A 21,999-nucleotide genomic window follows, 5' to 3' on the forward strand; every position below is an offset into this window, starting at 1 on the left:
GAAAATGGACAAGACTGACAAGATTTGGCTTAACGGAAAGATGGTCAACTGGGCAGACGCGAAGGTTCATGTCCTTGCGCACGCACTCAACTACGGTACAGGTGTATTCGAAGGAATCCGTGTTTACAACACACCGAAAGGACCCGCCATCTTCAGGCTCAAGGATCACGTCAAGAGACTCATGGACGGATGTAAGGTCGTTGGCATCGAACTCGTATTCGATGGCAAGAAATACGGTTTCGATGATATCGCAGAAGCCATTAAACAGACGGTCAGAGAGAACAAGGACGTGGATTATGTGAAACCATGCATCTTCCTCTCTGGAGAGGAGGTCGGAATCAATCCGACGAATGTTCCTGTATCCATGTCCGTAACAGCGGTCCACATGGGAGAATATCTTGGGAAAGGCGCTGATAAGGGTGCTAAGATCGTAACATCCTCATGGCAGAGGCCGGACAACCTTTGTTCACCTGCAGGTGCTAAGGTCAACGGAGCATACATCACATCATGCCTTGCCAAGAAGGAGGCACTTTCACACGGAGCATCCGAGGCTGTCATGCTCAATTCGAACGGATACATCGCAGAATGTACCGGAGAGAACATCTTCATCTACAGACAGGGCAAGATCCAAACTCCCGATCCATCGAACAGTATCCTTCAGGGAATAACGAGGAATTCGATCATTCAGGTCGCAAGGGATCTCGGCTACACGGTCGAAGAGACGAACATCAGCAGGATCGAGCTTCTCACAGCGGACGAGGTCTGGATGACAGGTACCGCAGCAGAGGTCGCACCTGTGACCTACATGGATGAGAGGCCCATCGGCTCAGGAGAGATCGGTCCCGTCGCGAAGGAGATCCGCAGCAAGTTCGCAGACATCGTTCGCGGAAAGGATCCCAAGTACGAAGCTTGGCTCGACTACGTAAACTGATTCTGGTCGGGGGCAACCCCCACCATATTTCTATATTCTATATACTAAAAGAGGGAAAGATGAGGCCCATACGGGCCTTGTTTAACTCTTCAATATCGCTACAAGGAATATTCCTACAGCGACGAGTGCACCGATAAGGATACCTACAAGGTTGACGAATCCATTCCAGAATACATCCCACACATCGACATCGAAGATGGGTTCCACAAGATCGCCGTTACCAGCGAGGAGCGCCCATATGATTCCGACGGCGATTCCCATGATGAGCATGATCACACCAGCGACCCTGCTCTTCCCGTATCCGAATCCAGTGGTGAAGAGACCTGCCAAGACCATGACTACGGCGAATGCCAAGACGATGATCGTAAGGAACTCAAGTCCAGTCATTATTTCGAACTCCATCGTATCAGGGTTAACCTGACACAGATGCCTCATTCATGTTGTTATCAATTATTAAACGCTTTCTTACAGCCACATGTTCGTTCGATAACGAATGATGTTATTCTGTTAAATAGGGCAGAGGCAATTCATCCACGATGCATCTATACGAACAGTGCAATAGGACGTTCAGGGAACACAAGGAAGTGATCCTCTACCTGATATTCGGCGTTCTCACCACTGTCGTGAACTGGTTGGCCTATGCCGCATTCGTGTGGATAGGATTGGATATCAATGTCTCCAACATCCTATCATGGATAGTCGGTGTATCGTTCGCGTTCGTCGTGAACAAGTGGTACGTGTTCGAATCGAGATCCTTGGAGAGTAGGAAGGTCATCAAAGAGTTCGGTTCATTCGTCGGAGCGAGGATATTCACTGGGATAATCGCCATACTCCTGTTCCCTCTGTTGTACAACATCGGATTGAATCAGAGTCTCTTCGGTACGGATGGTTTCTTGGCGAAGATCGTCACAAGCGTGATCGAGATCGTACTCAATTGGATATTCAGCAAATACCTCATCTTTAAGAAAGGATGATGCCGTTCGGATTTCACGGCTCAACATTATAATAGTGTATCTTCATAGTGCGATTGAAGGTAAGCAGATGGCAGGGACGTGTTCAGTTATCATTCCGACCTATAATGAAGAGAAAAACATAGTCAACATGGCGAAAGCCATCAGGGAACTCTATCCCGATTTCTACATCTTCTTCATGGATGATAACTCCACGGACAGATCCAAGGAGCTCATAGAGGAGCTCAACGATCCTAAGACCAAATTGGTCACAAGGGATCCTAACGACAGGGGCCTTGCGATAAGCTGCTTCCAGGGTATCGTCGAATGCGGTACAGATTATTTCATGACGATCGACTGTGACTTCCAACACCCTCCGTCAGCACTAGGCGACATGTATGCGAAGATGGAGGAAGGTTATGATCTCTGCGTAGGTACGAGGAATGACAGATTCGCATTGGGATTCGTCCGTTGGGTGGGATCCTGGGCGTTCAACATCATGGCCGATCTGTATCTTTTCAGACTGAGGAAGAGCATAACCACTGATGTCATGTCGGGCCTCTACGCGGGCAGATGCGATGTCTTCGTTCCTGTCATAAAGGAACATTGGAACGATGTGGAGAGGAAAGGATGGAAGGTCCTGATGGATCTTCTGAAATACGGCCCCAGAGATCTCAAGATATCCACTATTAAATATGATTTTGGTAAGAGAGCGGCCGGTGAATCCCACATAAGTCCTAAGGTCGTTGTCACGACATTCCACCAGATGGGTAGACTCGGTAAGCTCTGCGCTAGAGTCTGTGACAAGCTGTTGTGCGGGGACGATGGGAAGAACTGATCCCATCGATCAGAGATTGAACATCTCTTTCTCAACGATGCCACACATGGTGTGGCATGCGACAAGATAACCTTCTTGGATATGAGGGGTCTCTTTGGAAGGTATCACTACTGCGTGATCCGCGATCTCCCTCATCTTTCCACCATCACCAGTGAACGAGAGTGTTTTGGCTCCCCTTTCCTTGGCAGCCTCCATCGCAAGGATGACGTTCTTGGAATTGCCTGATGTACTCAAGCCGACGACAACATCTCCTTTCCTGCAGATCGCTTCAACCTGTCTCTTGAAGACGAGATCGTATGAATAATCGTTACCGATCGCAGTCACTGGAGCTATGTTGGAGAGACACACCCCTGCCATCGCAGGTCTGTCAAACATATATTTTCCAGAGAATTCCGCGGCGATGTGCTGCGCATCAGCGGATGAACCTCCATTGCCCATGAAGATAACTTGACCGCCATTCCTGAGCGACTCAATGATGATATCCGCCGCTTTCCTGATCTCTGTTGGATCGATCTTAGAGATGGTCTCGGAGCTCTTTCTCAGTTCATTCTCGATATAATCATTCATTCTTGAACCTCCATGTCTTCACGCCGTTGGGCTCGAACATGAAATCGGTGATCTCTGCGCCGTGTTTCTTGAGTTCTTGGGCCACTATCGCTTTCTTATCGTATTCACAAATGAAATACATGAAGCCTCCCCCTCCTGCACCAGAGACTTTGCCTCCGATCGCGCCTTGTGACTTCGCAATGTTGTACAGGGAGTTTATGTTACGATTGGTAACATTGTTGGAGAATTGTTTCTTATACTGCCAGGATTCGTCAAGGAGTGTACCTGCCTCGTCCAGTTTTCCTTTCCTTATGGACTCGCATATGTCCTTGGCCAATCTCTTGGATTGATCCAGCGCATCCGTGTTCTGATTGTTCTTGAATGCCTTGACCTGTGAATCTATGATCTTCGCGGATTCCCTGGACATGCCTGTGAAGCACATCACTGAACGGCATTGGAGCTCATCGATGATCCTTTCATCGATCTCGACCGGATTGACATTGACCTCATCCTTTCCGAAGTCTATGAGGTTGAATCCTCCGAAGACTGCGGCATACTGGTCCTGTTTCCCACCTTTGAGGCCGATATCCTCTCTCTCAAGCCTGTATGCGAGATCGGCCATCTCATGATTCGTCATCTTTACGCCTTTCCATTCCGCAACAGCGGCGATGATGGCAACGATCATAGTGGAAGAACCGCCGAGTCCGGATCCTGATGGTACGTCCGAGTGGATATCTATGGTGAATCCTTGATCCAATTCGAAATGATTGGCCACTGCTTTCGCCAGATCCATATTTCCATCGAATTTCAACGGAACGTGGTTGAGACGTGTCTTGTATCTGCCGAAATAACGTGATTTGACCTTCATTATGTCGTCTTCACGTGGAACTAAGGTGCAGTATGCGTACTTGTTGATCGTGGTGTTGAATACACATCCGCCGTTGGTCGATGCATACGGATCCACATCCGTGCCACCCCCGGCGATACCAATTCTCAGAGGAGCCCTTGCTCTGATGTACTCGGTCAATCTATAACCTCTCCGCGATTGGGAAGAGTTCCATCATCCGTAGGACCTTTTCCCGATAGCCCATGTCTATTCTAATCTTGTATTATATAAGTTAGGGTTAGAACGAGCACCCTTACGCATGAAAACGAGCACTTTCATCTGTTCGTATCGAGGTTCTAGACTCTTAAGTGTGCGATTGTCGTTCACATTTCACCCCTATATTCGATTCTACGCAAAGATCCGCTTCACGTTCATATCTGTTGTGAAGTTGCACATGTCTTTGTTGTAATTTCAGAGAAGCGGAACGACCATGAAGTCATAAAGTCCTAGACAACTTCGGGATCAATCGTTCCTTTTTGAAATTCATGACGAATACAACGGATTTCGCAAGATGGTTTTTATTGAAGGATGGGGATACTTAGGCAATGTTCCAAAACATGACCACGAAAGGGAAATTGGCAACCATTCTGGTAATATCATTCATATTGCATCTGGTCGCAACGCTTTTCCTTTCACATCTCGGGGACCCTGAGTATTGGCCAAGGATCATGCAGACGGTCAATTCTGGGAATGGGATATATGGTCTGGACGGGAACTATTACACTCCGATCTGGGGTTATTTGTTATCATTCGTGGATATGGTGATACAGACATTCGGATTGATCCCGTTCTTCGGGGATGTATTCGAATCATTGTTGCCGTTGGAGACGACAGCAATGAAGGCATGGATCGTGTCACCAGAGATAGCATTGGCTACCAAGATGCCATTGGTGATCTGCGATCTGATCGTCGGATACATCTTGTTCAAGATAGTATCAGATTTCACCAAGAGCGAGAACAAAGGTCTTACCGCTGCCGCCATGTGGTGCTTCTGTCCCATCGTCATCTATATGTCATCCGTTCAGGGGCAGTTCGATACGATATCGACATTATTGTTCCTCCTCACTGTACAATTGCTACGTGAGGATAGGTCGTTACTTGCAGGATTATCATTTGGTTTGGCGGTATGGTTGAAGTTATTCCCAGGTGTCTGCCTTCTTCTTTTCGTAGCATATCTGTTCGCAAGATATGACAATGCAGGAGCGATCAAGAGAACGGTCATGGCGGCTGTCGGTGCATTGATCGTTACGATTATACTGTTGACACCGCAGTTCCTCAATGGCGAGATGGATATCGTGTTCGGATTCTTCACAGGAAGGATGAACACCGTGACGGAGTATGAGTGGTACAACACCCTCGTATCCGTAAGATTGACCCTGATGCTGTTATTGATGATCGTGCTGATGGTATGGTCATTCATCGGGATGAAGAGAAGGACTGAGGATCTTGACAGGTACCTCTATCTTTACGGAGGAACCTTGTTGGCAGCAGCTACGATCATCAGCAGAGGATACCAGTACGCGCCATCGTTCATGGCACCGATCATCCTCTTCGCCATGATATCTGATGACAGGAGATCATACGGGAAGTTATTCTCATGGATGTCGATACTTTTGATAATCGATGCGTTCTTCTCAGTCGGTCCGTCATTGTTAGCGATGGCATCGGTCTATTTCGGGGTCGTCGATCCCGCGTGGTTGAGCGACATATCCGTAGCATTCCTTACGACCATAGGGTATTCGTCATCGATGCCGATTGGTGTGGTCACGGCGATAGCTTGGGCGGTCATGCTTTGGTTGTTCGTACTGTATGCGGTATCCGATCTGTTCGGTGAAAGATACCCAAGATTCAGGGCCATAGCGGAGAAGATGCGCATCATGAAGGAGGAGCCGGAATGAAGAAGATGTCATTCTCCGTTGTTGCAGTGGTAGTGATAATGGTTATCATAATCGCAGGGGAGGCCTATGCATATCTTCCATCCGATCGTGGATTCTCATCCTCTGCAACGATCTCTGGGGATTCTGTGGATTATTCGGTGAATGCGAATGGCGCATTCGTGCATCAGGCCATATTGATGGATGATGGCGGTATGAGCGGGGTCGAGAGCGTTCGTATGTATTACGATCCATCATACGCATCCAATGTCAATGAGCAAAGAATCACTGCAGTCGGTTCACAGTTCTTCACACAATCATACTACATCGATCAACTTACCAAGAATCTGAGGTTCAGAGGTGTGACGGATGTCACCATAGTCAACACCATCCAATTGAGGGATGCCCTTGTGAAGGACATATCGGACGGTACGATCGCTGGTAAAGGATTGGTGATGATATCCGGTGCGATACCCGATATCCTCTTTGAGGACAACATCCTCATGAAGTGGATCGAGGGAGGAGGATATCTATATTGGGCAGGGAATGTGATAGGATCATATTCCTCATCATCGAACGGAATATCGAAGATCGACATGTGTCAAACCATGATAGGGACGACAGATCTTTCCAAATCATCTGAGGGTGCTCTTTCCAGTTCGAAATTACGCAAGGAGTTCTCGTATGAGTCGATGATCACTCTGTATTCCCCGAATGCGGATGCTATCAAAGATAGGATGGCATTGGGCGTAGGTTACTGCGATGGAGGTTACAATTCAGTCACATTCGTTGAATGCGGAAAGGGTCAGATCGTCGTATTTGGAGGGGAGTTCACTTCAAGGCAGATACATGATGTGGCAATATCGATAGCATCCGGGCTCAATTATAGGACCAAAGTGATCGATTATCACGAATCCGAATTCAACAGGGGGTTGTCCGATAGATTCACGCTCTCTGGTGTGCACGGGGATCTGTCGCTGTACATATCCGTCGGTAAGTATCATTGTGCATATGCTCAGAGATACGGATTCTGAAGCATATCCATTCTGTCATAATCCCGTTACGGATGGACACGGTTTTATCCGTGTATCTGTATGATGCCGACATCATGATAGTATTGCCAGAAACAGTGGAGGATGTCGTCGTTAAACTTCTTCGTTTATCAAACACTAGATTATCGCATGATATCGGATGGGCTCTCGAAGCGGCCGCGGGATGGGAGACGAATGAGATTGCATATTCTCAACTCGGTTGCATCATGGACAACGTGAAGAAGGCAGAGTTCCTTGGAAAACCGATGTGTCAAGACACTGGTGTCCCCATATTCTATGTTTCTGGAAGATTCGACACATCCGTACGCGACGAGATCGCCAACGGCATAAGGAGAGCGACCAAAGAGATACCTCTCAGGCCTAACGCAGTGGATCCATTGACAAGGGAGAACACAGGGGACAATCTCGGAGAGGGCATGCCCATAATACATTATCATCCGACGGATGATGATTTCATGGAGATCACCGTTCTACCGAAGGGTGCTGGTTCGGAGAATATGACCAGGTTGGCCATGCTGAATCCATCCGAAGGTGTGGACGGCGTGAAGAGATTCATCATCGACACCGTTCTCAATGCAGGCGGTCGCCCATGTCCACCATCCATAGTGGGTGTCGGGATAGGCGGGATGTCAGATACTTGCGTATCAATGGCGAAGGAAGCATTGCTGATGCCTATAGACAAGAGGAATCTCGATCCTGTGTTGGATGCGTTGGAGGAGGAACTGTTCATAAAGCTCAATGAGAGCGGCCTTGGACCTATGGGCCTGGGAGGAAATTCCACGGTCCTCGCTGTCAGGATAAAGAAGGCATGCTGTCACACAGCAAGTCTTCCAGTGGCTGTCAACATAGGATGTTGGGCCACGAGGAGAGCTACTGCAAGGATCATGCCGAATGGAACGGTGGAATACATGCAGGAGGGTGAATGATGAGATATCTTCAGAGTCCTCTTGACGAATCGACAGTGCGCTCATTGAAGGCCGGAGACATCGTATACGTTTCAGGCCAGGTCATCACCGCAAGGGATGAAGCACATATCCGTGCCCTCGAGTATCTTGATGATGGCAAGGACGTGCCTGAATGCCTGTACGGTTGCACATTGTATCATTGCGGACCGATCATACTCGAGAGGGATGACGGTTACGAATTGATCGCAGCAGGACCTACGACAAGTGCAAGGATGAATTCCTTGGAACCTAGGTTCATAAAGGAATTCGGCGTCCGTGCGATAATCGGCAAAGGCGGAATGTCGTCCGAGGTGGCGGAGACGATGAAGGAATGCGGATGTGTCTATCTCGCAGCGACAGGCGGAGCGGCAGTCACGTTGGCTGAAGGACTGTCCAAAGTGGATGGTGTGGAATGGAAGGACCTCGGTATGGCAGAATCCATATGGAGATTCGATTCCAATCGTTTAGGACCATTGGTTGTTGCCATGGATTCTAACGGCGATAGCCTTTACGAGAACGTCAGATCATCGCTGAGGAGATGAATCCGTATCATTTCCTCTTGCTGTGGATCATGTAGACCGTGGTGAACAGCACTATCGCTATCGTTATGATTGCGGCAAGCGACATCAATACGTGATTGAAATCCATTCCGAAGAGACCGTTGTCACTGGACATACGGATCTCGCCAAGGTCTGTGGATTTCGTCTGTTCTATGACTATGTCGCTTGAGTATGTCTTGTAACCATTCATCTTGACGATGATGACATACGACCCCGTAGAACATTTATCGATGTTGAAGTAACCTCCATCCGATGTCCTCGCAGTCGCAACCGTGGCGCCGCCTTTCGTTTCTATCGAAACGGATGCACTGTTCAATCCGACAGGCGTGGTCGTATCCGTGACGATCCTCCCATTGACGGAACCATAGGATCTGAACATGGATATCGAATAGAGATCGTTGTCTCCAAGTGTGTATGTGGTATTGCCGTCCAATTTGCCGATCGTCGAGGATAGGCGGTAGCATACTTGACCATCTATCACTTCGCTCGTGCTTTGGATCTGCGATGGAAGATTACTGATGGAATATCCGTTCAATGTGAATGAGATGAGACAGGATGATGCATAGGTATCGCGAGGTATCCCATCAATCCTGAAATGTCCGCTATCATCCAATCCTATCACACTCTTCTTCGTGTATTCCGATGCAGGTGCTGTCAGAGGGTAGTGGATGGTGATCTCTATCGAGTCGTTATAGGCGAGTACGCCATTGACTTTGACATATCCTTCGATCGATGCAGAGAAACTATCGCCACCTGATGACGGTTCATCGAACATAGGTACTATGACTATCGCTACTGCGACCATCACTAGTGCAATCTTGAATATGTCTCTCATATGACGTTATCTGTCTGCAGGTTTATATTTTCTATCGCCTACTATTTAGAGTTAAAATATCTGTATGTGGATAGACGCTCCCATGTCTAAACGTGTGGATGTGTTCCTGTTGATCGGGGTTATTTTCTGCGCCATCATCATAATCGGCGAATGTAGCATCTACGCTGTAGACATATACGAGTATGATGTGAATGCATCATCGGATGGAACGAAGGTGCAGTATTCGGTAACATCATCCGGATCATCAAGATTCGATGCGATCCTATTCTCCGATGCAGATAAGGTGGATGATGTCCTCATCTTCAAGGACGAGAGATACGACTCACACTACGGACAGATGAAGGATAACAATCTTCGTTACATATTCGATCAGCCATATTTGGCGGAACAATACTCCAAGCAATTGGAGGCAAGGGGCGTAAAGACCATCTGTTCCGATTCCAAAGGGTTGTATGATTATCTTAACGATACGATGGCATCACCGAATAAGCATGCGATCCTGGTGTCATCATATGCCTTGCCGCAATCGGTCTACACAGGTGATGAGAACGACATCCTGTTGAAATGGATATCGAACGGAGGGCATCTCTATTGGGTGGGCTCGGAGGTCGGAAGATATTATCATTCTGATGATGGGCTCGTCATGGTGCCTAACAATCAGATGTTATTCTTCAATTCTAACGATTGTATCAATGTAAGTGACATATTCGTCGCAAAGAATGAGATACAGAATGGTTTCAGAGAGTCCTTGTCGTTACAGAACAGCCGTGTCACATATGGGATGAAGATATCGTCCTCGGACCTTAGCATTGGATATGAGCAGGATGGTTACGCTTCGGTGTCGTTCGTGAAACATGGTATGGGCGAGATATGTGTCATCGCAGGTTGTTCATCCTTGGAACAGATGGCAGATATCGGACAGATAATAGCTTCAGGGGTACGTTCAGACACCGCAATCGTAGAGCACGTGACCGGGAATGCATGCAGAGGGACGGTTAACGGCACATTCGAAGGCATGGGAGATGTTGCCTACCTGTATATAGGTGGCATATACACCATACGCGGAGGGGCCTTCAATGTTTGACACATCGAAGTTGGAGGATTCCTTCTTCAACATGAAACATCCGATCCTCGCAATGCTTGCGATCGGTCTGATCATCAAGATATCGATGATGACTTTGGCATACACATTCGATACGAACTATTGGGCCATCGTAACCAGGAACATACAGATGGGCGAGGGGCTCTACGGTCTCAGAGGTTATTACTACACTCCAGTCTGGGGTTACATCCTGGGGTTTGTGTCGATGTTCGATTCATTCTTCTTCAACATCGGGGAATTGGGCATCAGAGTGATGGATTTCATCGGTTTCGAGAATGGAAATTACATGGATTTCAGTGCTAATGTGACATCTGTCGGATTCATGATGTCGTACAAAGTAATCCTTCTGCTATTCGATGTGGCATTGGCATACATGATGTACTGGTTGGTGGACGATGTTACGAAAAATAAGAGGAAGGCGCAAGTGGCATTCCTGTTGACGTTCCTCTGTCCGACCATATTCGCGGCATACACGGTCTTGGGTATGCCGGATATAGTCTCTGCGACCATGGTCCTTCTCTCGATAGTTCTGCTACGCAAGAACCATTCAATGTCTGCCGGAGCATGTTTCGCCATCGCAGTTCTCAACAAGTTCTTCCCAGCGTTCATATTCTTCCCGATCGTAGGTTATGCATTCTCGAAAGGAGCGGATAGGAAGGAAAGCATGATGAATGTCGCGAAGGCATTCAGTGGTGCATTGATTATGACCTTGGTGATAATGTTCCCGCACATCATGGATGGAAACATCATGTCCGCATTCAGTTTCATTACCGATCGTGCGACAGTATCATCCGAGAGCGAGATATTGGACTATCTTATCAGCTACAGTGCGGTCATTGTCGGTGCCGTCTCCATGGTCGTGTCCTTGATATTAGGAATAAGACTGATCAAGCAACCACAGGATGGCGACCCGATCAACAGATTCATGTGGTATTCCTTGATCTCTTTGGCCGTCGTATTCATCTATCCTCCGAACCCACAGTATGTGGTGTCACTGTTCCCATTCCTAGTCTATTGTATCATGGTCATGCCAAAGGGTCTGATGGGATCATGGGGATTGATATCCGTCGGAGGTTTCATGCAGTCGGTGAGCGCTTTGACATCATTGCTCCTGCCATTGGCCGTGTTCACCGATCTGATATCAGTGGATTCCGTCATAGCAGCGACCAAAGCGTTGTGCGGAAGCCTTCCGTTGACATATATGGAGATATTTGCGATGGCTGGAAATGTCATACAGTACATAGGCATCCTGTTGATACTGTACTACATCTATCGCCATCGTTCGCTCATACAGGAAGACCCTGTCGTCACTGATGATAGTGCCTAAATACTGTTTTTGTTATGGGTATTCGCATGAGCGAGGACCTGGCATTCACTATCGGCATTTGCGCGTACAATGAAGCGGGTGCTATAGAGAGGTCGATAAGGTCCATCTTCGACCAGGAATTATCAGGTTTCACATTGGACAAGGTGATCGTGGTATCCAGCGCCAGTACAGATGGTACGGATGAGATAGTGACATCACTTTCCAAGGAGTATCCTGAGGTCGTATTGATGAGGCAGGAGAAGAGGGAAGGTAAGAATTCCGCTGTGAACTGCTATCTCAAGGCAAAGGATACGGAACTGATCGTCATGTTGAATGCGGATAACGCATTCGCTTCTGAGCACAGTCTTCAGAAACTGCTGGAACCGTTCAGGGATGAGAAGGTGGGATTGGTTGGCGGACATCCGATACCGCTCAATTCCAAGAAGACATTGGCAGGTTTCGCATCCAATATGGTGTGGTCATTGCATCATAACATCGCATCTAGATGTCCTAAGATCGGTGAGTTGATAGCATATCGTGATGTGGGCATAGAGTTGCCGACACAATATCAATCGGATGAGGATTTCATCAGAGTAGCTGTGGAATCGGCAGGTTATGTGTCTGTATATGCTCCTGATGCGACCGTGTACAACAGGGGGCCGGAGACCGTATCCGATTTCATAAAACAGAGGTTGCGCGTCAACATAGGACAATCCATAATGGTGGAGAAGAGCAATTTCTACAATCCATCCAGGGATCCAAGGATGCTTGTGGAGGCGATATTTGACACCATCCGCGATCTCGGATTCCATCCGATCAAGATGTTCGCATCGGTCATGATGGAACTATATTGCCGTATCAAGGCCAAGAAATACGTCAAGGACGGCAATTGTGACCTGAACGCATGGGAACCGGTCGCCAGTACGAAGAAACTGTGACGTATGGTCATTCTTTTCTTTGTTTCTTCATGATATAATCTTTATATGCCCCGCACGGGAATCCGCCTGCGCCTTTACGTTCACTTTCTGGCGGAGGGGTCATATAGTCCCCATATATCGACGAGAGTATCTCATCGTATCTCTCTGGGAGTGGTGCATTAGTAGTCTCAAATACATGCATGACAGGATTTCCATAAGTTTCCCCTTTGAAGATATAGTCCTTGAATTCAGTCGCATAGATGACAGTGAGATCGGAATCCTTGTTGACGATCATATCTGCTAGATGTTTGAAGACGTTCGGTATCCATGAGATCATCTTATGAATATGGATGGAATCTACGTGATCTATTGTCCATATTGAACAGACGTTGCCCCATATGAATGCGTTACAGAGGGCCTGTCTGATCTTTTCCGAAGGATACTTGGATATCGGAAAAATGTCTATGAATGGGAGTTTCCTCATCTGCAGATCATTCTCGAAATCATCCGATTTCGCGATTACATGGGGGTGTGTATCTGCAGATGGTACGTGGTAGTAGTAACGTTCCTCGTCTAGTTGTTCGGAGAGTATCCTATTCACCTTGTCGAGGTCCTCTTCCCATACTGCAAGGTCGATGTCATCATCCCATGGTATGAATCCGTTGTGCCTCAATGCTCCTATGGCAGTACCGAAGTGTATGTAGAATGTGATGCCGTTGGCTTCCAATATCTTCCTGATGTCCTCATACATCGTCAGCAGAGTGGATTGTGTATCATTCATATCATCACGTTGTCCAGCACCCATCACACTCATCATGAGTTCCAGGGCGGGAATTGATGTTGCACGCTATGCGTAGTTTATATATGTTACATTAGTGTTGGCATGATGGATGCATAGTATGAGGCTATTCACCGTCGGACCCGTGATGATGTACCCTGATACACTGGAGCGGTCAGGGAAGCAGCTCCCGTACTTCAGAACCGATGATTTTTCAAGGATAATGTTGGATTCAGAAAGGGTATTGAAAAGGCTCCTGGATGCGGATGATGATTGTAAGGTCGCGTTTCTGACCGCATCTGGTACTGGTGCCATGGAGGCAGCCGTATCATGTCTTCTGACACCATCTGACAAGGCATTGGTAATAAACGGCGGAGGTTTCGGAAGAAGATTCACAGAGATATGCGATGTCCATGGTATCCCATATGACCAGATTGCACTGAGCACAGGGGAGACATTCACCAAAGAGCATCTTGAAGAGTTCAATGGGATGGGTTACACCGCACTTCTAGTGAATCTTGATGAGACGTCCACAGGGCAATTGTACGATATTGCTCTGTTGTCCGAATTCTGTAAGGCGAATGGGATGTACTTGATCGTGGATGCAATAAGTGCTTTTTTGGCAGATGAGATAAGCATGTCGAAATACGGAATCGATGCACTGATCATCAGTTCCCAGAAGGCGTTGGCATTGGAACCAGGGATATCTATGGTCGTTCTCAGTCCGAGGGCATACAGTGAAAGGGCAATAACCATAAAATCGCCCACGTATTATTTGGATCTGAAGCACCACATATTGGATCAAGAGCGCGGTCAGACACCATTTACACCTGCTGTCGGAACATTACTTTGTCTGAATGATATGCTCCATATGGTCGATGACATCGGTATCGATGAGAAGATACGTAGGACAAGAACACTTGCGGAATACTTCCGTCAATGTGCAATGGACATAGGACTAAGGATTCCGACATATCCTCTTTCCAATGCGGTTACGCCGATATTGTTCGATGGTGATGCGATGGAAGTCTACAAGAGACTCAATGATGGATATGGTATCACCGTCACGCCTAGCGGTGGGGAATTGAAAGCTCACATGTTACGTGTTGGGCACATCGGAAATTTGGATAAAACTGATTATGATGTACTGATATCGGCTTTGAAGGAGATACTACAATGAAGGCAATCTTGATGGCAGCGGGTGTTGGAAGCAGGATAAGCAGATCCGTGAATAAACCCAAAAGCACTTTGGAGGTGGATGGTGTCCCCTTGATTACACGTACAATTGATATGTTGATCTCTAAGGGAATAGAGGTTGCAGTGGTGATCGGTTTCGAGGGCGGCGAGGTCCGTAAAGCATTGAAGGGCCGTGATGTACGTTTCTACGAGAATCCATTCTTTCGTGTTACGAACAGTATGGCGTCACTATGGTTCGCTAGAGAGTTCTTGGGAGAGGACGACCTGATCCTTGCGAACGCGGATGTTTTCTGGGGTGAAGGCATCTACGATTCACTATTGGCCGATGACAATGACGTGGTGATGTTGGCAGATATGTCACGCGCAAGCGTTGGAGACTATTTCTTCAAGGTCAACGATGGATTATTGGTATCATATGGAAAGGATTTGCCTATAGAGGATCGTGATACCGAATATGTCGGTATAGCTAGATTGAAGCGTAATGTCATACCTAGTTTCAGGAAGAATCTGGAGGAGCTGGTGGAGCAGGAAAGATACGACCTGTGGTGGGAGAACGCATTGTACGAATACATAACAGAGGTACCTGTCCATGTAAGGGACGTCAGCGATTTCTTCTGGGCTGAGATAGACTACATAGATGATTATAAACGTATATTGGAATACATACGCACTGGAAATCTTTCTGTGAAGGTAAAGACAGAGGAGATCTAAGCGTAATTTGAAATCTTGGGCCTCATTCACATTGAGGATCGGAATATCTTGGAGGGGATGTGATGCAGGAAGGGTACGATCCATTCTCCAGTAGGGTCTCGATCAATGTGTCGGTCAACATCATACGTACGATCGTCATGGCTTTGACCGGATTCCTGATGGTCCCTTACTACATAGGGTCATTGGGGATGGCGACATACGCCATAATCCCGCTGATAACGTCAGTGACGACATATTTCCTAGCGATGTCCGATTCACTGGCGGATGCATTCACGCGTTATACAGCAATTTCTGTACAGAATGGAGATTCAGATGCTGTCAACAGGACTTTTACATCATCCGTGATCGGCATGGCTAAATGTGTTGCCATGCTGATGCCCGTAGTCATCATACTGTCTGTGGTGGCTCCATTCATTTTCAACATAGGGGACACATCAGATCTCAGCGTCCAACTCACTTTCTTCATGATAATCACATCCACACTCATGCTGTCGTTCAGTGCATGCATGGGCAGCGTCTTCATGGCGTACAACAAGATGTACATAACATACGTCGGCAGGATCATCCAATGTTTGCTACAGGTCGGCTTAGTCGTACTCCTGTTCTATCTTGATACGCCATCCTTGACATTTGTTGGAATATCATACATAGTTGCGATAGTGGTGTTTCTTCTAATCATGCTCGCCTCTCTCAAAAAGGTGTGTCCGACCATCAAGTTCTCTCGTGAGTACTATGATCGTGAGCTCCTCAGTAAGATGGGTAGGCTCGGTCTATGGGCAGTCATTGCCGAATTGGGAGCATTGCTCTTCATCCAAACATCGATGGTCGTTGTCAATGTGATGATCGGTAGTGAGGCACAGGGTTCTTTCTCTGTGGCCGCCAACATATTGTCGATGATCAATACTGCATGTACAGCTGTTTCGGCGTCTGTCATACCGTTGATATATAGGTCTTATGCGAACAAGGATACGGACGGCATGATACGGACCTTGAAGGTGTTCTCCAAATTCATAGGGCTTCTGATGGCATTCCCGATAGCTTACGCAGTTCTGTTCACACCTCAGGTCATACAAGTATGGATCGGTAGTGGATATGACGACATATACCCGATGCTCTATGTGATGTTACCAGTTGAAGTGGCGGTATGTGTGTCCAGCGCTATGATATGCGTACCAATCGTCTACGCACGTCTACGCCATTTGGCTTTGATGACGGTCGTATTGGGGGTGCTCAATGTGATTATGGCGATAGTATTCATCGAGATCGGATGGGGCACATTGGGCGCATGTATAGCATGGACGATATCGATGGTGTTGTTGAAGATGATATTCTACCCTTCATATGCATCCAAATTGACGGCGGATACTCATGACAAATATGTTCACTCTTTGACATCGGCATATCTGTCATTCATCGTGGCGGTAGCGATAGGATTGCTCATAAGACAATTCTACACACTTCCGTCGACATGGATGGCGATATTACTGTCCGCCACCCTCAGTTTTGGCATATATCTGATCATTATGTTCAGATTCATGTTCAATGATGACGAGAAGAGGATGATGGAGACATTCCTCCCAGGATTCCTTCAGAGGTTTTGAATGATGTGCGACCAGACATCCAATATTACATTCCGTTTATTCTCCAATATGTCCGATTTCCTTCGAAGCAGGATCGGCAGGGATCTATTCATAGTAGCAATCATTGGACTCATCATCAGATATGTAGTAGGTGCATTCTTCACATACCCTACCGACGTGAACTATTGGGTCATCGTCTCTGAGAATCTATTCTCCAATGAGGGACTATATGGGTTACCCGGGTACTATTACACGCCCGTCTGGGGATATGTGTTGTCGGCAGTGACATCCGTTGTCGGATTGTTAGGTATACCATTGGGCGAATACGTCCCAGAATTAGTGGGCCCGAACATGGTGTTGGACTGGACGAACACGTTACCATCGTTCGGTTATGCCATGGCGATCAAGACAGTATTGTTCATCTTCGACCTCTTGGTGGCTATAGTACTGTTCAGGATAGGCATGAGGTTGTACGGGGAGAAACGTGCATTCTGGATGTTTACGATATGGTTCCTGTGCCCATTCACGATAGTGATATCCTCGATCCGCATGATGTTCGAGAATCTGGAGATCCTACTTTTGTTGTTGGCCTTGTTGTGTATGGTAGAGAGGCGCCCTTCGTGGGCAGGGGTGATGATCGCGTTGTCCCTCATGACAAAACCATACGGGATATTCCTATGTGTCCTGATGATCGGTTATTCATATGTTCAATCACAATCGATGAGGTATACGGCACAGTACATCTGCGCCATGGCGGTCACGGCACTAGTGTTATTCATTCCCGTGATCCTCAATGGTCAGTTGGATGAGGCGATGATGTGGCTTACGAATCGCGCATACGACACTGGTACTGGATACAATTCCACACTTAACTTGGTACCATTCATTCTTTTCGCGTCATTCGTAGCATCCGCATTGATGGCATTATCCGATAAGGCATCTATCACGGCACTTATTGTCACAAATGCGGTATTGACGTCGATGACACTCCTGAATCCAGGTAATATTCAATATTATCTTGTCCTGTTGCCTATGGCATTGTTGATGTCCTATAGGTCCAACATCATCGTCATCATCGCTTTTTTGATATTATCGGGGTTCGCTTTCATCTCATATTCGACATGGAGCAGCGTCCTCTATGTTCATGAAGGGTACATCGGTTCTGATCTGTTAGAATCGTTCGTTTCCATACTTCGCCCTATAGATTCCACACTCTCATACAATTGGTTCAAAAGTGTGGTCGCTTACACTGTGGTGGCGGTACCTCTCTTGGAATGTGTACGGAGGCGGTATGCTGAAAGATAGGAAGATGCCGTTGTTGCCATTCGTCGTGGTGGTCATAGTTATATCTGGTATGCTGATATCATTTGCACCAGAGCCGTATTCACATGACGTTTCTTTTGATAGGGACGGGGATGTTTTGCACTACAAGTATCATTCCGTGATAGGTTCCACTACGAATACGGTCGCATTCAGTGCGACGGGCGATTTCTTCATTGAAAGGGTCGTGATGTATCTGGACGATTCGTACGCTTCTATAACGTCCAAATTCATGCAGGAGGAGATGGTCGAGGACCTATCGAAACAACTCAAGATGCGTGGCATAGATTCCATCTGCTGTGATGCTAAAGAGGTCTTGGAGGTCATAAGGACGCATGATCCTGGGAGAACAGCATTGTTATTCGCATCTGGGGCATTCCCTCACATACTGTATGATGGTACGGACGATTGTCCAATCATAGATTGGTTGGATAGAGGAGGGATACTGATCAATGAATCGGGCTGTCTTGGCAGATATGTATCCTATGGGCCGAACTATTCCGATATAGAGTTAACAACAGGATACGGTCTGTTATTTGCTGGCGTCAATGATGTGGCATTCAACGATCTGCAGAAGAGAGCATATGCTACGGAAGGATGTGATGAAACATTGAGGGATGCATTACAATTCTATATGAATGAGGTCACATTCGGTATAGATATCTCAGGTATCGCGGACGCTAAGAACCTCGGTTACGTGTCTGATGATGGGTTCTCATCAGCTGCAATCTTCAAATCGAGGGGAGGGATGGTGATCAATTTTGGCGTATCCTTGGTCAATCATTCGCATTTCGATCATTTAGTTACACAGATAATAGCATCTGGCATGGATTATTCGTCCGAGTTGTTCTACTCACACGCAGGGGATACGAGGTGGGACGATGGCGGAGATATAGAACTGTCTGATAGGCCGTGTGTTGTGTATGGATACATCGGATCCCCTCGCGCGATATACGGTGAGCGTATATTCATCCTTTCTTGACGACCCCAGGAACCATCCTGTAGAGCATAACATATCTTCCGAACGCGGCCATAGGGTAGAATATGCCGTAGAATATGACGAAGACGTCCATGAGACCTAATACGGCGAATATAGGGAGTAATATCTTCATGTTAGTGAACGTCAGAGGATTTAGATTCATTATTAATCTGAAGAGTTTTTGATTCTTGAAGTGCTTCCCTTCAACAGCCGCTGACCCTTCATCACGCTCTAATGCAGTCTCTGGGCAGCAGCTGTTGTAATTCGCCCCCAGATCGACTATGGATACCATGCCGAGGCCAGCTGTGAAACCAAGGATGAGGTAGATCGCTGGATCTATAGAGATGTTAAGAAATCCAGAACTTCCGCCGTACCATACGCCGAAACCTGCGCAGAACATCAGGAGTGGGTAGGTAGTCCTATGATTGACACGATCTTGAAAACCTCCTCTTCTGGACCTCATGTCCTTGTAGCGCGCAATATCTCCATCAGTGTAATCAAGGGCATAGGCGATGACCCAACCTATTCCGCCGATAGTATTGAGGGTCCTGTCTCCGAACATCAATAGTATTGATGATGCGATCATCAGGAGTCCCCAGAAAATGGTTACTTGATTCGGAGTGGCAGGTGTTCTCACGATAATGAGCGATAGTGCTCTGCTCAATGGTGTGAATATGTACTTCGATGAAGCATTCTCATATTCAGACGTGTGACGAACGCCGAAGAGTCTCTCTCTATCAATCTTCTGCACGTATGATGCAGTCGTCTACGGATATAATAAAGTTCAGACAATTTAGATATCAGCCCATGAGGGTGAGATATGTTATGATGTTTGACAAATATCAGTACGTACATTCGATCACTGATGATCAGAACCGACGGATACATGAACGATCTCGGTCGCATACTCGTTAAGGATTACCCATGGGGACGTCTGTCTGGAAGGGATGTGCTTGTCACAGGCGCTTCTGGTATGATAGGTTCCGTACTGACCGATGTGTTGGTATCCAAGGCATCGGAATACGATTTCCAAGTCGTGGCCATGTCAAGGGGAATGGATGGATTGAAACAGGCATTCCCCGAATGTTCTGAGCATCTTAGATTGGTTTCACACGATGTGAACAAACCTGTGGGCGATATTGTGTGCGATACCGTGTTCCATTGCGCCAGCAATACGCACCCTAGAGCATATTCGTTAGATCCGATCGGTACGATCGAGACGAATGTGATTGGACTCAAGAATCTCCTGGACATGGCATCGGATGCAGGCGATGGGAGATTCGTATTCGCATCATCCGTGGAGATATATGGGGAGAACAGAGGGGACGTGGATGCATTCGACGAATCATATTGCGGATACATAGATTGCAGTTCCGTTCGTTCAGGATATAATGAATCCAAACGCGTAGGCGAGGCCTTATGTCAAGCATATGGGTCACAGAAGGATCTGGATTTCGTCATACCTCGTCTAAGTCGCATATACGGGCCTTCGGTACGTCCTGATGATTCGAAGGCAATGACGCAGTTCCTGTTCAAAGCCGTATCCGGGCAGGATATCGTGCTGAAAAGTAAAGGGACACAGTTATTCTCGTATTGTTACGTCATGGATGCTGTGGATGCTATGTTGCATCTCTTCTTCAACGGAGAGTCGAAGAATGCATACAACGTCTCCGGTAAGGATTCGGATGTGACGTTGCTGTCATTGGCGAAGAGGGTATCGGAGATCGCAGGCGTGGATGTTGTGTTCGATATGCCTGACGAGGTGGAATCCCGTGGTTATTCCAAAGCGACCAAGGCGGTGTTGGACATATCGAAGATAAGGTCCACAGGATGGGAACCGTCATATTCGTTGGATGAGGGACTCATGAGGACGATTGATGACCTTTCTTCGATGAGAAGTAATCAAGTACGATGCTGAACAGATCGATATCGTTAACCATCGTTATCTTGAGGTTGAACACGGATCCCCTTGCGAAGTAGATCGGATGTCCGAAGTGCAACATCAGTGTATTCGTGTATACGGAGTCCTCGATGCCCGCTTCATACGCATCCTTATACAATTTACTGACGAGATCGTATCTGTACGCCTGTGGCGTCTGTACCCTCATGACGTTGGAACGATCTATGTTGGTGTTACCTGATATGCGATCATCGGTCCGAACGATGGTCTCTTGTACAGGTATTGATGCACAACCGTTCCCATGTTTCTTGCAGACCGCGATGCAATCCGATATTATCTCCTTGCAGATGAGCGGACGTACGGAATCGTGTATGATCACTATGTCATCCGGGGATGTGATATCCTCTATACCGAAGATGCCGTTCGAGATCGATTGCATACTGTTGTCCCCACCAGGTATGATGCGGATGATCTTATCCAATCCATAGGTCGTCTTGATATTCTCGACTTCATCTCCCCATCCAGATACACATACGACGACGATCCTATCGATCTCATCATGGTTTTGGAATACTTGAGCAGTGTATGCTAGTATAGGCTTCCCATTCACTTTCAGGAATTGTTTCGGTATATCCTTACCGAGCCTTTTCCCGACCCCTCCCGCGAGAATGAGTGCAGTATTCATCAGTATTGCTGTATGCGTCATAGTAGATACGTTTAATGGACGTCTGGGGTGGTGGTTTACCGATATGAATCGAATTTCAAACGAGGATGGACGTTTTCTTTCCGAAAC

Annotated in this window: 23 protein-coding genes; 16 read left to right on the plus strand and 7 right to left on the minus strand. The window is 47.1% G+C overall.

All coding sequences use genetic code 11. From position 1 onward, the window contains the following. Positions 1-4: 4 nt before the first annotated feature. Positions 5-931, plus strand: coding sequence for a branched-chain amino acid transaminase (locus tag ACI2NF_RS02995; RefSeq protein WP_400211045.1), 927 nt, complete (start codon positions 5-7; stop codon positions 929-931). Positions 932-1,012: 81 nt separating this feature from the next. Here the strand turns inward: ACI2NF_RS02995 and ACI2NF_RS03000 are convergent, their stop codons facing one another. Then, positions 1,013-1,366, minus strand: a complete 354-nt coding sequence (locus ACI2NF_RS03000; RefSeq protein ID WP_400206755.1) for a hypothetical protein — start codon at positions 1,364-1,366, stop codon at positions 1,013-1,015. A gap of 101 nt (positions 1,367-1,467) precedes the next feature. Between ACI2NF_RS03000 and ACI2NF_RS03005 the strand changes: the two genes are divergently transcribed. Both ACI2NF_RS03005 and ACI2NF_RS03010 read left to right on the plus strand, forming a co-directional pair. Further along, positions 1,468-1,905 carry a GtrA family protein gene (locus tag ACI2NF_RS03005; protein ID WP_177971590.1) on the plus strand — a complete coding sequence of 146 codons (438 nt, stop codon included), beginning with the start codon at positions 1,468-1,470 and terminating at the stop codon, positions 1,903-1,905. Between the two features lie 67 nt (positions 1,906-1,972). Next, positions 1,973-2,719: a glycosyltransferase gene (locus ACI2NF_RS03010; protein WP_400146215.1), complete on the plus strand. Its 747-nt coding sequence runs from the start codon at positions 1,973-1,975 to the stop codon at positions 2,717-2,719. Positions 2,720-2,728: 9 nt separating this feature from the next. On the opposite strand, the gene ACI2NF_RS03015 is transcribed toward ACI2NF_RS03010, so the two are convergent. Both ACI2NF_RS03015 and ACI2NF_RS03020 read right to left on the minus strand, forming a co-directional pair. Continuing rightward, entirely contained in the window at positions 2,729-3,286 is a 558-nt protein-coding gene (locus tag ACI2NF_RS03015; RefSeq protein WP_400211046.1) for an SIS domain-containing protein, read from the minus strand. Next, complete coding sequence (locus ACI2NF_RS03020) at positions 3,279-4,292, minus strand: GHMP family kinase ATP-binding protein (RefSeq protein WP_400146212.1); 1,014 nt, start codon at positions 4,290-4,292, stop codon at positions 3,279-3,281. Before ACI2NF_RS03020 ends, ACI2NF_RS03015 begins: the two co-directional genes overlap by 8 nt. Positions 4,293-4,696: 404 nt before the next feature. On the opposite strand from ACI2NF_RS03020, the gene ACI2NF_RS03025 reads away from it, so the two are divergent. The 4 genes from ACI2NF_RS03025 to ACI2NF_RS03040 are packed head-to-tail and all read left to right on the plus strand — an operon-like array spanning position 4,697 to position 8,563. Then, positions 4,697-6,049, plus strand: coding sequence for a glycosyltransferase 87 family protein (locus ACI2NF_RS03025; RefSeq protein WP_400152549.1), 1,353 nt, complete (start codon positions 4,697-4,699; stop codon positions 6,047-6,049). Beyond that, positions 6,046-7,059 (plus strand): hypothetical protein, encoded by a 1,014-nt coding sequence (locus tag ACI2NF_RS03030; RefSeq protein WP_400153034.1) that lies wholly within the window; start codon positions 6,046-6,048, stop codon positions 7,057-7,059. Before ACI2NF_RS03025 ends, ACI2NF_RS03030 begins: the two co-directional genes overlap by 4 nt. Positions 7,060-7,091: 32 nt before the next feature. Further along, a complete protein-coding gene (locus tag ACI2NF_RS03035; protein WP_400211047.1) occupies positions 7,092-8,003 on the plus strand; it encodes a fumarate hydratase in 912 nt (303 codons plus the stop codon). Continuing rightward, positions 8,000-8,563 carry a FumA C-terminus/TtdB family hydratase beta subunit gene (locus ACI2NF_RS03040; protein WP_400153036.1) on the plus strand — a complete coding sequence of 188 codons (564 nt, stop codon included), beginning with the start codon at positions 8,000-8,002 and terminating at the stop codon, positions 8,561-8,563. Before ACI2NF_RS03035 ends, ACI2NF_RS03040 begins: the two co-directional genes overlap by 4 nt. A 7-nt stretch (positions 8,564-8,570) precedes the next feature. Here ACI2NF_RS03040 and ACI2NF_RS03045 read toward each other — a convergent pair whose 3' ends face one another. Beyond that, a complete protein-coding gene (locus ACI2NF_RS03045) occupies positions 8,571-9,416 on the minus strand; it encodes a carboxypeptidase-like regulatory domain-containing protein (RefSeq protein WP_400211048.1) in 846 nt (281 codons plus the stop codon). Positions 9,417-9,498: 82 nt separating this feature from the next. Here ACI2NF_RS03045 and ACI2NF_RS03050 point away from each other — a divergent pair, with 82 nt between their 5' ends. The 3 genes from ACI2NF_RS03050 to ACI2NF_RS03060 are packed head-to-tail and all read left to right on the plus strand — an operon-like array spanning position 9,499 to position 12,762. Next, complete coding sequence (locus tag ACI2NF_RS03050; RefSeq protein ID WP_400211049.1) at positions 9,499-10,500, plus strand: hypothetical protein; 1,002 nt, start codon at positions 9,499-9,501, stop codon at positions 10,498-10,500. Then, positions 10,493-11,845, plus strand: coding sequence for a hypothetical protein (locus ACI2NF_RS03055; protein ID WP_400153037.1), 1,353 nt, complete (start codon positions 10,493-10,495; stop codon positions 11,843-11,845). The genes ACI2NF_RS03050 and ACI2NF_RS03055 overlap by 8 nt, the downstream gene beginning before the upstream one ends. A gap of 26 nt (positions 11,846-11,871) precedes the next feature. Then, on the plus strand, positions 11,872-12,762 hold the full coding sequence (locus ACI2NF_RS03060) for a glycosyltransferase (RefSeq protein WP_177971580.1): 891 nt from the start codon (positions 11,872-11,874) through the stop codon (positions 12,760-12,762). A 7-nt stretch (positions 12,763-12,769) separates the two neighbouring features. Here ACI2NF_RS03060 and ACI2NF_RS03065 read toward each other — a convergent pair whose 3' ends face one another. Then, on the minus strand, positions 12,770-13,522 hold the full coding sequence (locus tag ACI2NF_RS03065) for a phosphorylcholine transferase LicD (protein WP_400153039.1): 753 nt from the start codon (positions 13,520-13,522) through the stop codon (positions 12,770-12,772). A gap of 118 nt (positions 13,523-13,640) precedes the next feature. On the opposite strand from ACI2NF_RS03065, the gene ACI2NF_RS03070 reads away from it, so the two are divergent. From ACI2NF_RS03070 to ACI2NF_RS03090, 5 genes are all read left to right on the plus strand, one after another. Continuing rightward, entirely contained in the window at positions 13,641-14,699 is a 1,059-nt protein-coding gene (locus ACI2NF_RS03070) for a pyridoxal-phosphate-dependent aminotransferase family protein (protein WP_400146195.1), read from the plus strand. Beyond that, entirely contained in the window at positions 14,696-15,427 is a 732-nt protein-coding gene (locus ACI2NF_RS03075) for a phosphocholine cytidylyltransferase family protein (protein WP_177971577.1), read from the plus strand. Before ACI2NF_RS03070 ends, ACI2NF_RS03075 begins: the two co-directional genes overlap by 4 nt. A 62-nt stretch (positions 15,428-15,489) precedes the next feature. Next, on the plus strand, positions 15,490-17,028 hold the full coding sequence (locus ACI2NF_RS03080) for a lipopolysaccharide biosynthesis protein (RefSeq protein ID WP_400153040.1): 1,539 nt from the start codon (positions 15,490-15,492) through the stop codon (positions 17,026-17,028). Between the two features lie 3 nt (positions 17,029-17,031). Then, complete coding sequence (locus tag ACI2NF_RS03085; RefSeq protein WP_400211050.1) at positions 17,032-18,312, plus strand: hypothetical protein; 1,281 nt, start codon at positions 17,032-17,034, stop codon at positions 18,310-18,312. Then, complete coding sequence (locus ACI2NF_RS03090) at positions 18,299-19,309, plus strand: hypothetical protein (RefSeq protein WP_177971574.1); 1,011 nt, start codon at positions 18,299-18,301, stop codon at positions 19,307-19,309. The genes ACI2NF_RS03085 and ACI2NF_RS03090 overlap by 14 nt, the downstream gene beginning before the upstream one ends. Here ACI2NF_RS03090 and ACI2NF_RS03095 read toward each other — a convergent pair. After that, the gene (locus ACI2NF_RS03095) at positions 19,296-20,057 is read right to left on the minus strand and encodes a CDP-alcohol phosphatidyltransferase family protein (RefSeq protein ID WP_400152559.1); all 762 of its coding nucleotides are present in this window, start codon (positions 20,055-20,057) and stop codon (positions 19,296-19,298) included. The two genes, ACI2NF_RS03090 and ACI2NF_RS03095, sit on opposite strands and share 14 nt — an antisense overlap. 114 nt (positions 20,058-20,171) lie before the next feature. Between ACI2NF_RS03095 and ACI2NF_RS03100 the strand changes: the two genes are divergently transcribed. Further along, the gene (locus ACI2NF_RS03100) at positions 20,172-21,224 is read left to right on the plus strand and encodes an NAD-dependent epimerase/dehydratase family protein (protein WP_400196737.1); all 1,053 of its coding nucleotides are present in this window, start codon (positions 20,172-20,174) and stop codon (positions 21,222-21,224) included. On the opposite strand, the gene ACI2NF_RS03105 is transcribed toward ACI2NF_RS03100, so the two are convergent. Then, a complete protein-coding gene (locus ACI2NF_RS03105; protein WP_400205178.1) occupies positions 21,169-21,912 on the minus strand; it encodes a 2-C-methyl-D-erythritol 4-phosphate cytidylyltransferase in 744 nt (247 codons plus the stop codon). The genes ACI2NF_RS03100 and ACI2NF_RS03105 overlap by 56 nt on opposite strands. Positions 21,913-21,999 lie beyond the last annotated feature (87 nt).

The sequence above is a fragment of the Candidatus Methanarcanum hacksteinii genome (assembly GCF_964305265.1).
In the GTDB taxonomy this organism is placed as follows: Archaea; Thermoplasmatota; Thermoplasmata; order Methanomassiliicoccales; family Methanomethylophilaceae; genus Methanarcanum; species Methanarcanum hacksteinii.

What these genes read in the sequence shown, in the direction of transcription:
- ACI2NF_RS03025 (WP_400152549.1), top strand. Translation starts at nt 4,697, where the DNA reads ATGTTCCAAAACATGACCACGAAAGGGAAATTGGCAACCATTCTGGTA.
- ACI2NF_RS03055 (WP_400153037.1), top strand. Translation starts at nt 10,493, where the DNA reads ATGTTTGACACATCGAAGTTGGAGGATTCCTTCTTCAACATGAAACAT.
- ACI2NF_RS03015 (WP_400211046.1), bottom strand. Translation starts at nt 3,286, where the DNA reads ATGAATGATTATATCGAGAATGAACTGAGAAAGAGCTCCGAGACCATC.
- ACI2NF_RS03045 (WP_400211048.1), bottom strand. Translation starts at nt 9,416, where the DNA reads ATGAGAGACATATTCAAGATTGCACTAGTGATGGTCGCAGTAGCGATA.
- ACI2NF_RS03005 (WP_177971590.1), top strand. Translation starts at nt 1,468, where the DNA reads ATGCATCTATACGAACAGTGCAATAGGACGTTCAGGGAACACAAGGAA.
- ACI2NF_RS02995 (WP_400211045.1), top strand. Translation starts at nt 5, where the DNA reads ATGGACAAGACTGACAAGATTTGGCTTAACGGAAAGATGGTCAACTGG.
- ACI2NF_RS03035 (WP_400211047.1), top strand. Translation starts at nt 7,092, where the DNA reads ATGGACACGGTTTTATCCGTGTATCTGTATGATGCCGACATCATGATA.
- ACI2NF_RS03090 (WP_177971574.1), top strand. Translation starts at nt 18,299, where the DNA reads ATGCTGAAAGATAGGAAGATGCCGTTGTTGCCATTCGTCGTGGTGGTC.
- ACI2NF_RS03050 (WP_400211049.1), top strand. Translation starts at nt 9,499, where the DNA reads ATGTCTAAACGTGTGGATGTGTTCCTGTTGATCGGGGTTATTTTCTGC.
- ACI2NF_RS03060 (WP_177971580.1), top strand. Translation starts at nt 11,872, where the DNA reads ATGAGCGAGGACCTGGCATTCACTATCGGCATTTGCGCGTACAATGAA.
- ACI2NF_RS03100 (WP_400196737.1), top strand. Translation starts at nt 20,172, where the DNA reads ATGATCAGAACCGACGGATACATGAACGATCTCGGTCGCATACTCGTT.
- ACI2NF_RS03065 (WP_400153039.1), bottom strand. Translation starts at nt 13,522, where the DNA reads ATGAATGATACACAATCCACTCTGCTGACGATGTATGAGGACATCAGG.
- ACI2NF_RS03000 (WP_400206755.1), bottom strand. Translation starts at nt 1,366, where the DNA reads ATGAGGCATCTGTGTCAGGTTAACCCTGATACGATGGAGTTCGAAATA.
- ACI2NF_RS03070 (WP_400146195.1), top strand. Translation starts at nt 13,641, where the DNA reads ATGAGGCTATTCACCGTCGGACCCGTGATGATGTACCCTGATACACTG.
- ACI2NF_RS03010 (WP_400146215.1), top strand. Translation starts at nt 1,973, where the DNA reads ATGGCAGGGACGTGTTCAGTTATCATTCCGACCTATAATGAAGAGAAA.
- ACI2NF_RS03105 (WP_400205178.1), bottom strand. Translation starts at nt 21,912, where the DNA reads ATGACGCATACAGCAATACTGATGAATACTGCACTCATTCTCGCGGGA.
- ACI2NF_RS03030 (WP_400153034.1), top strand. Translation starts at nt 6,046, where the DNA reads ATGAAGAAGATGTCATTCTCCGTTGTTGCAGTGGTAGTGATAATGGTT.
- ACI2NF_RS03080 (WP_400153040.1), top strand. Translation starts at nt 15,490, where the DNA reads ATGCAGGAAGGGTACGATCCATTCTCCAGTAGGGTCTCGATCAATGTG.
- ACI2NF_RS03075 (WP_177971577.1), top strand. Translation starts at nt 14,696, where the DNA reads ATGAAGGCAATCTTGATGGCAGCGGGTGTTGGAAGCAGGATAAGCAGA.
- ACI2NF_RS03085 (WP_400211050.1), top strand. Translation starts at nt 17,032, where the DNA reads ATGTGCGACCAGACATCCAATATTACATTCCGTTTATTCTCCAATATG.
- ACI2NF_RS03040 (WP_400153036.1), top strand. Translation starts at nt 8,000, where the DNA reads ATGATGAGATATCTTCAGAGTCCTCTTGACGAATCGACAGTGCGCTCA.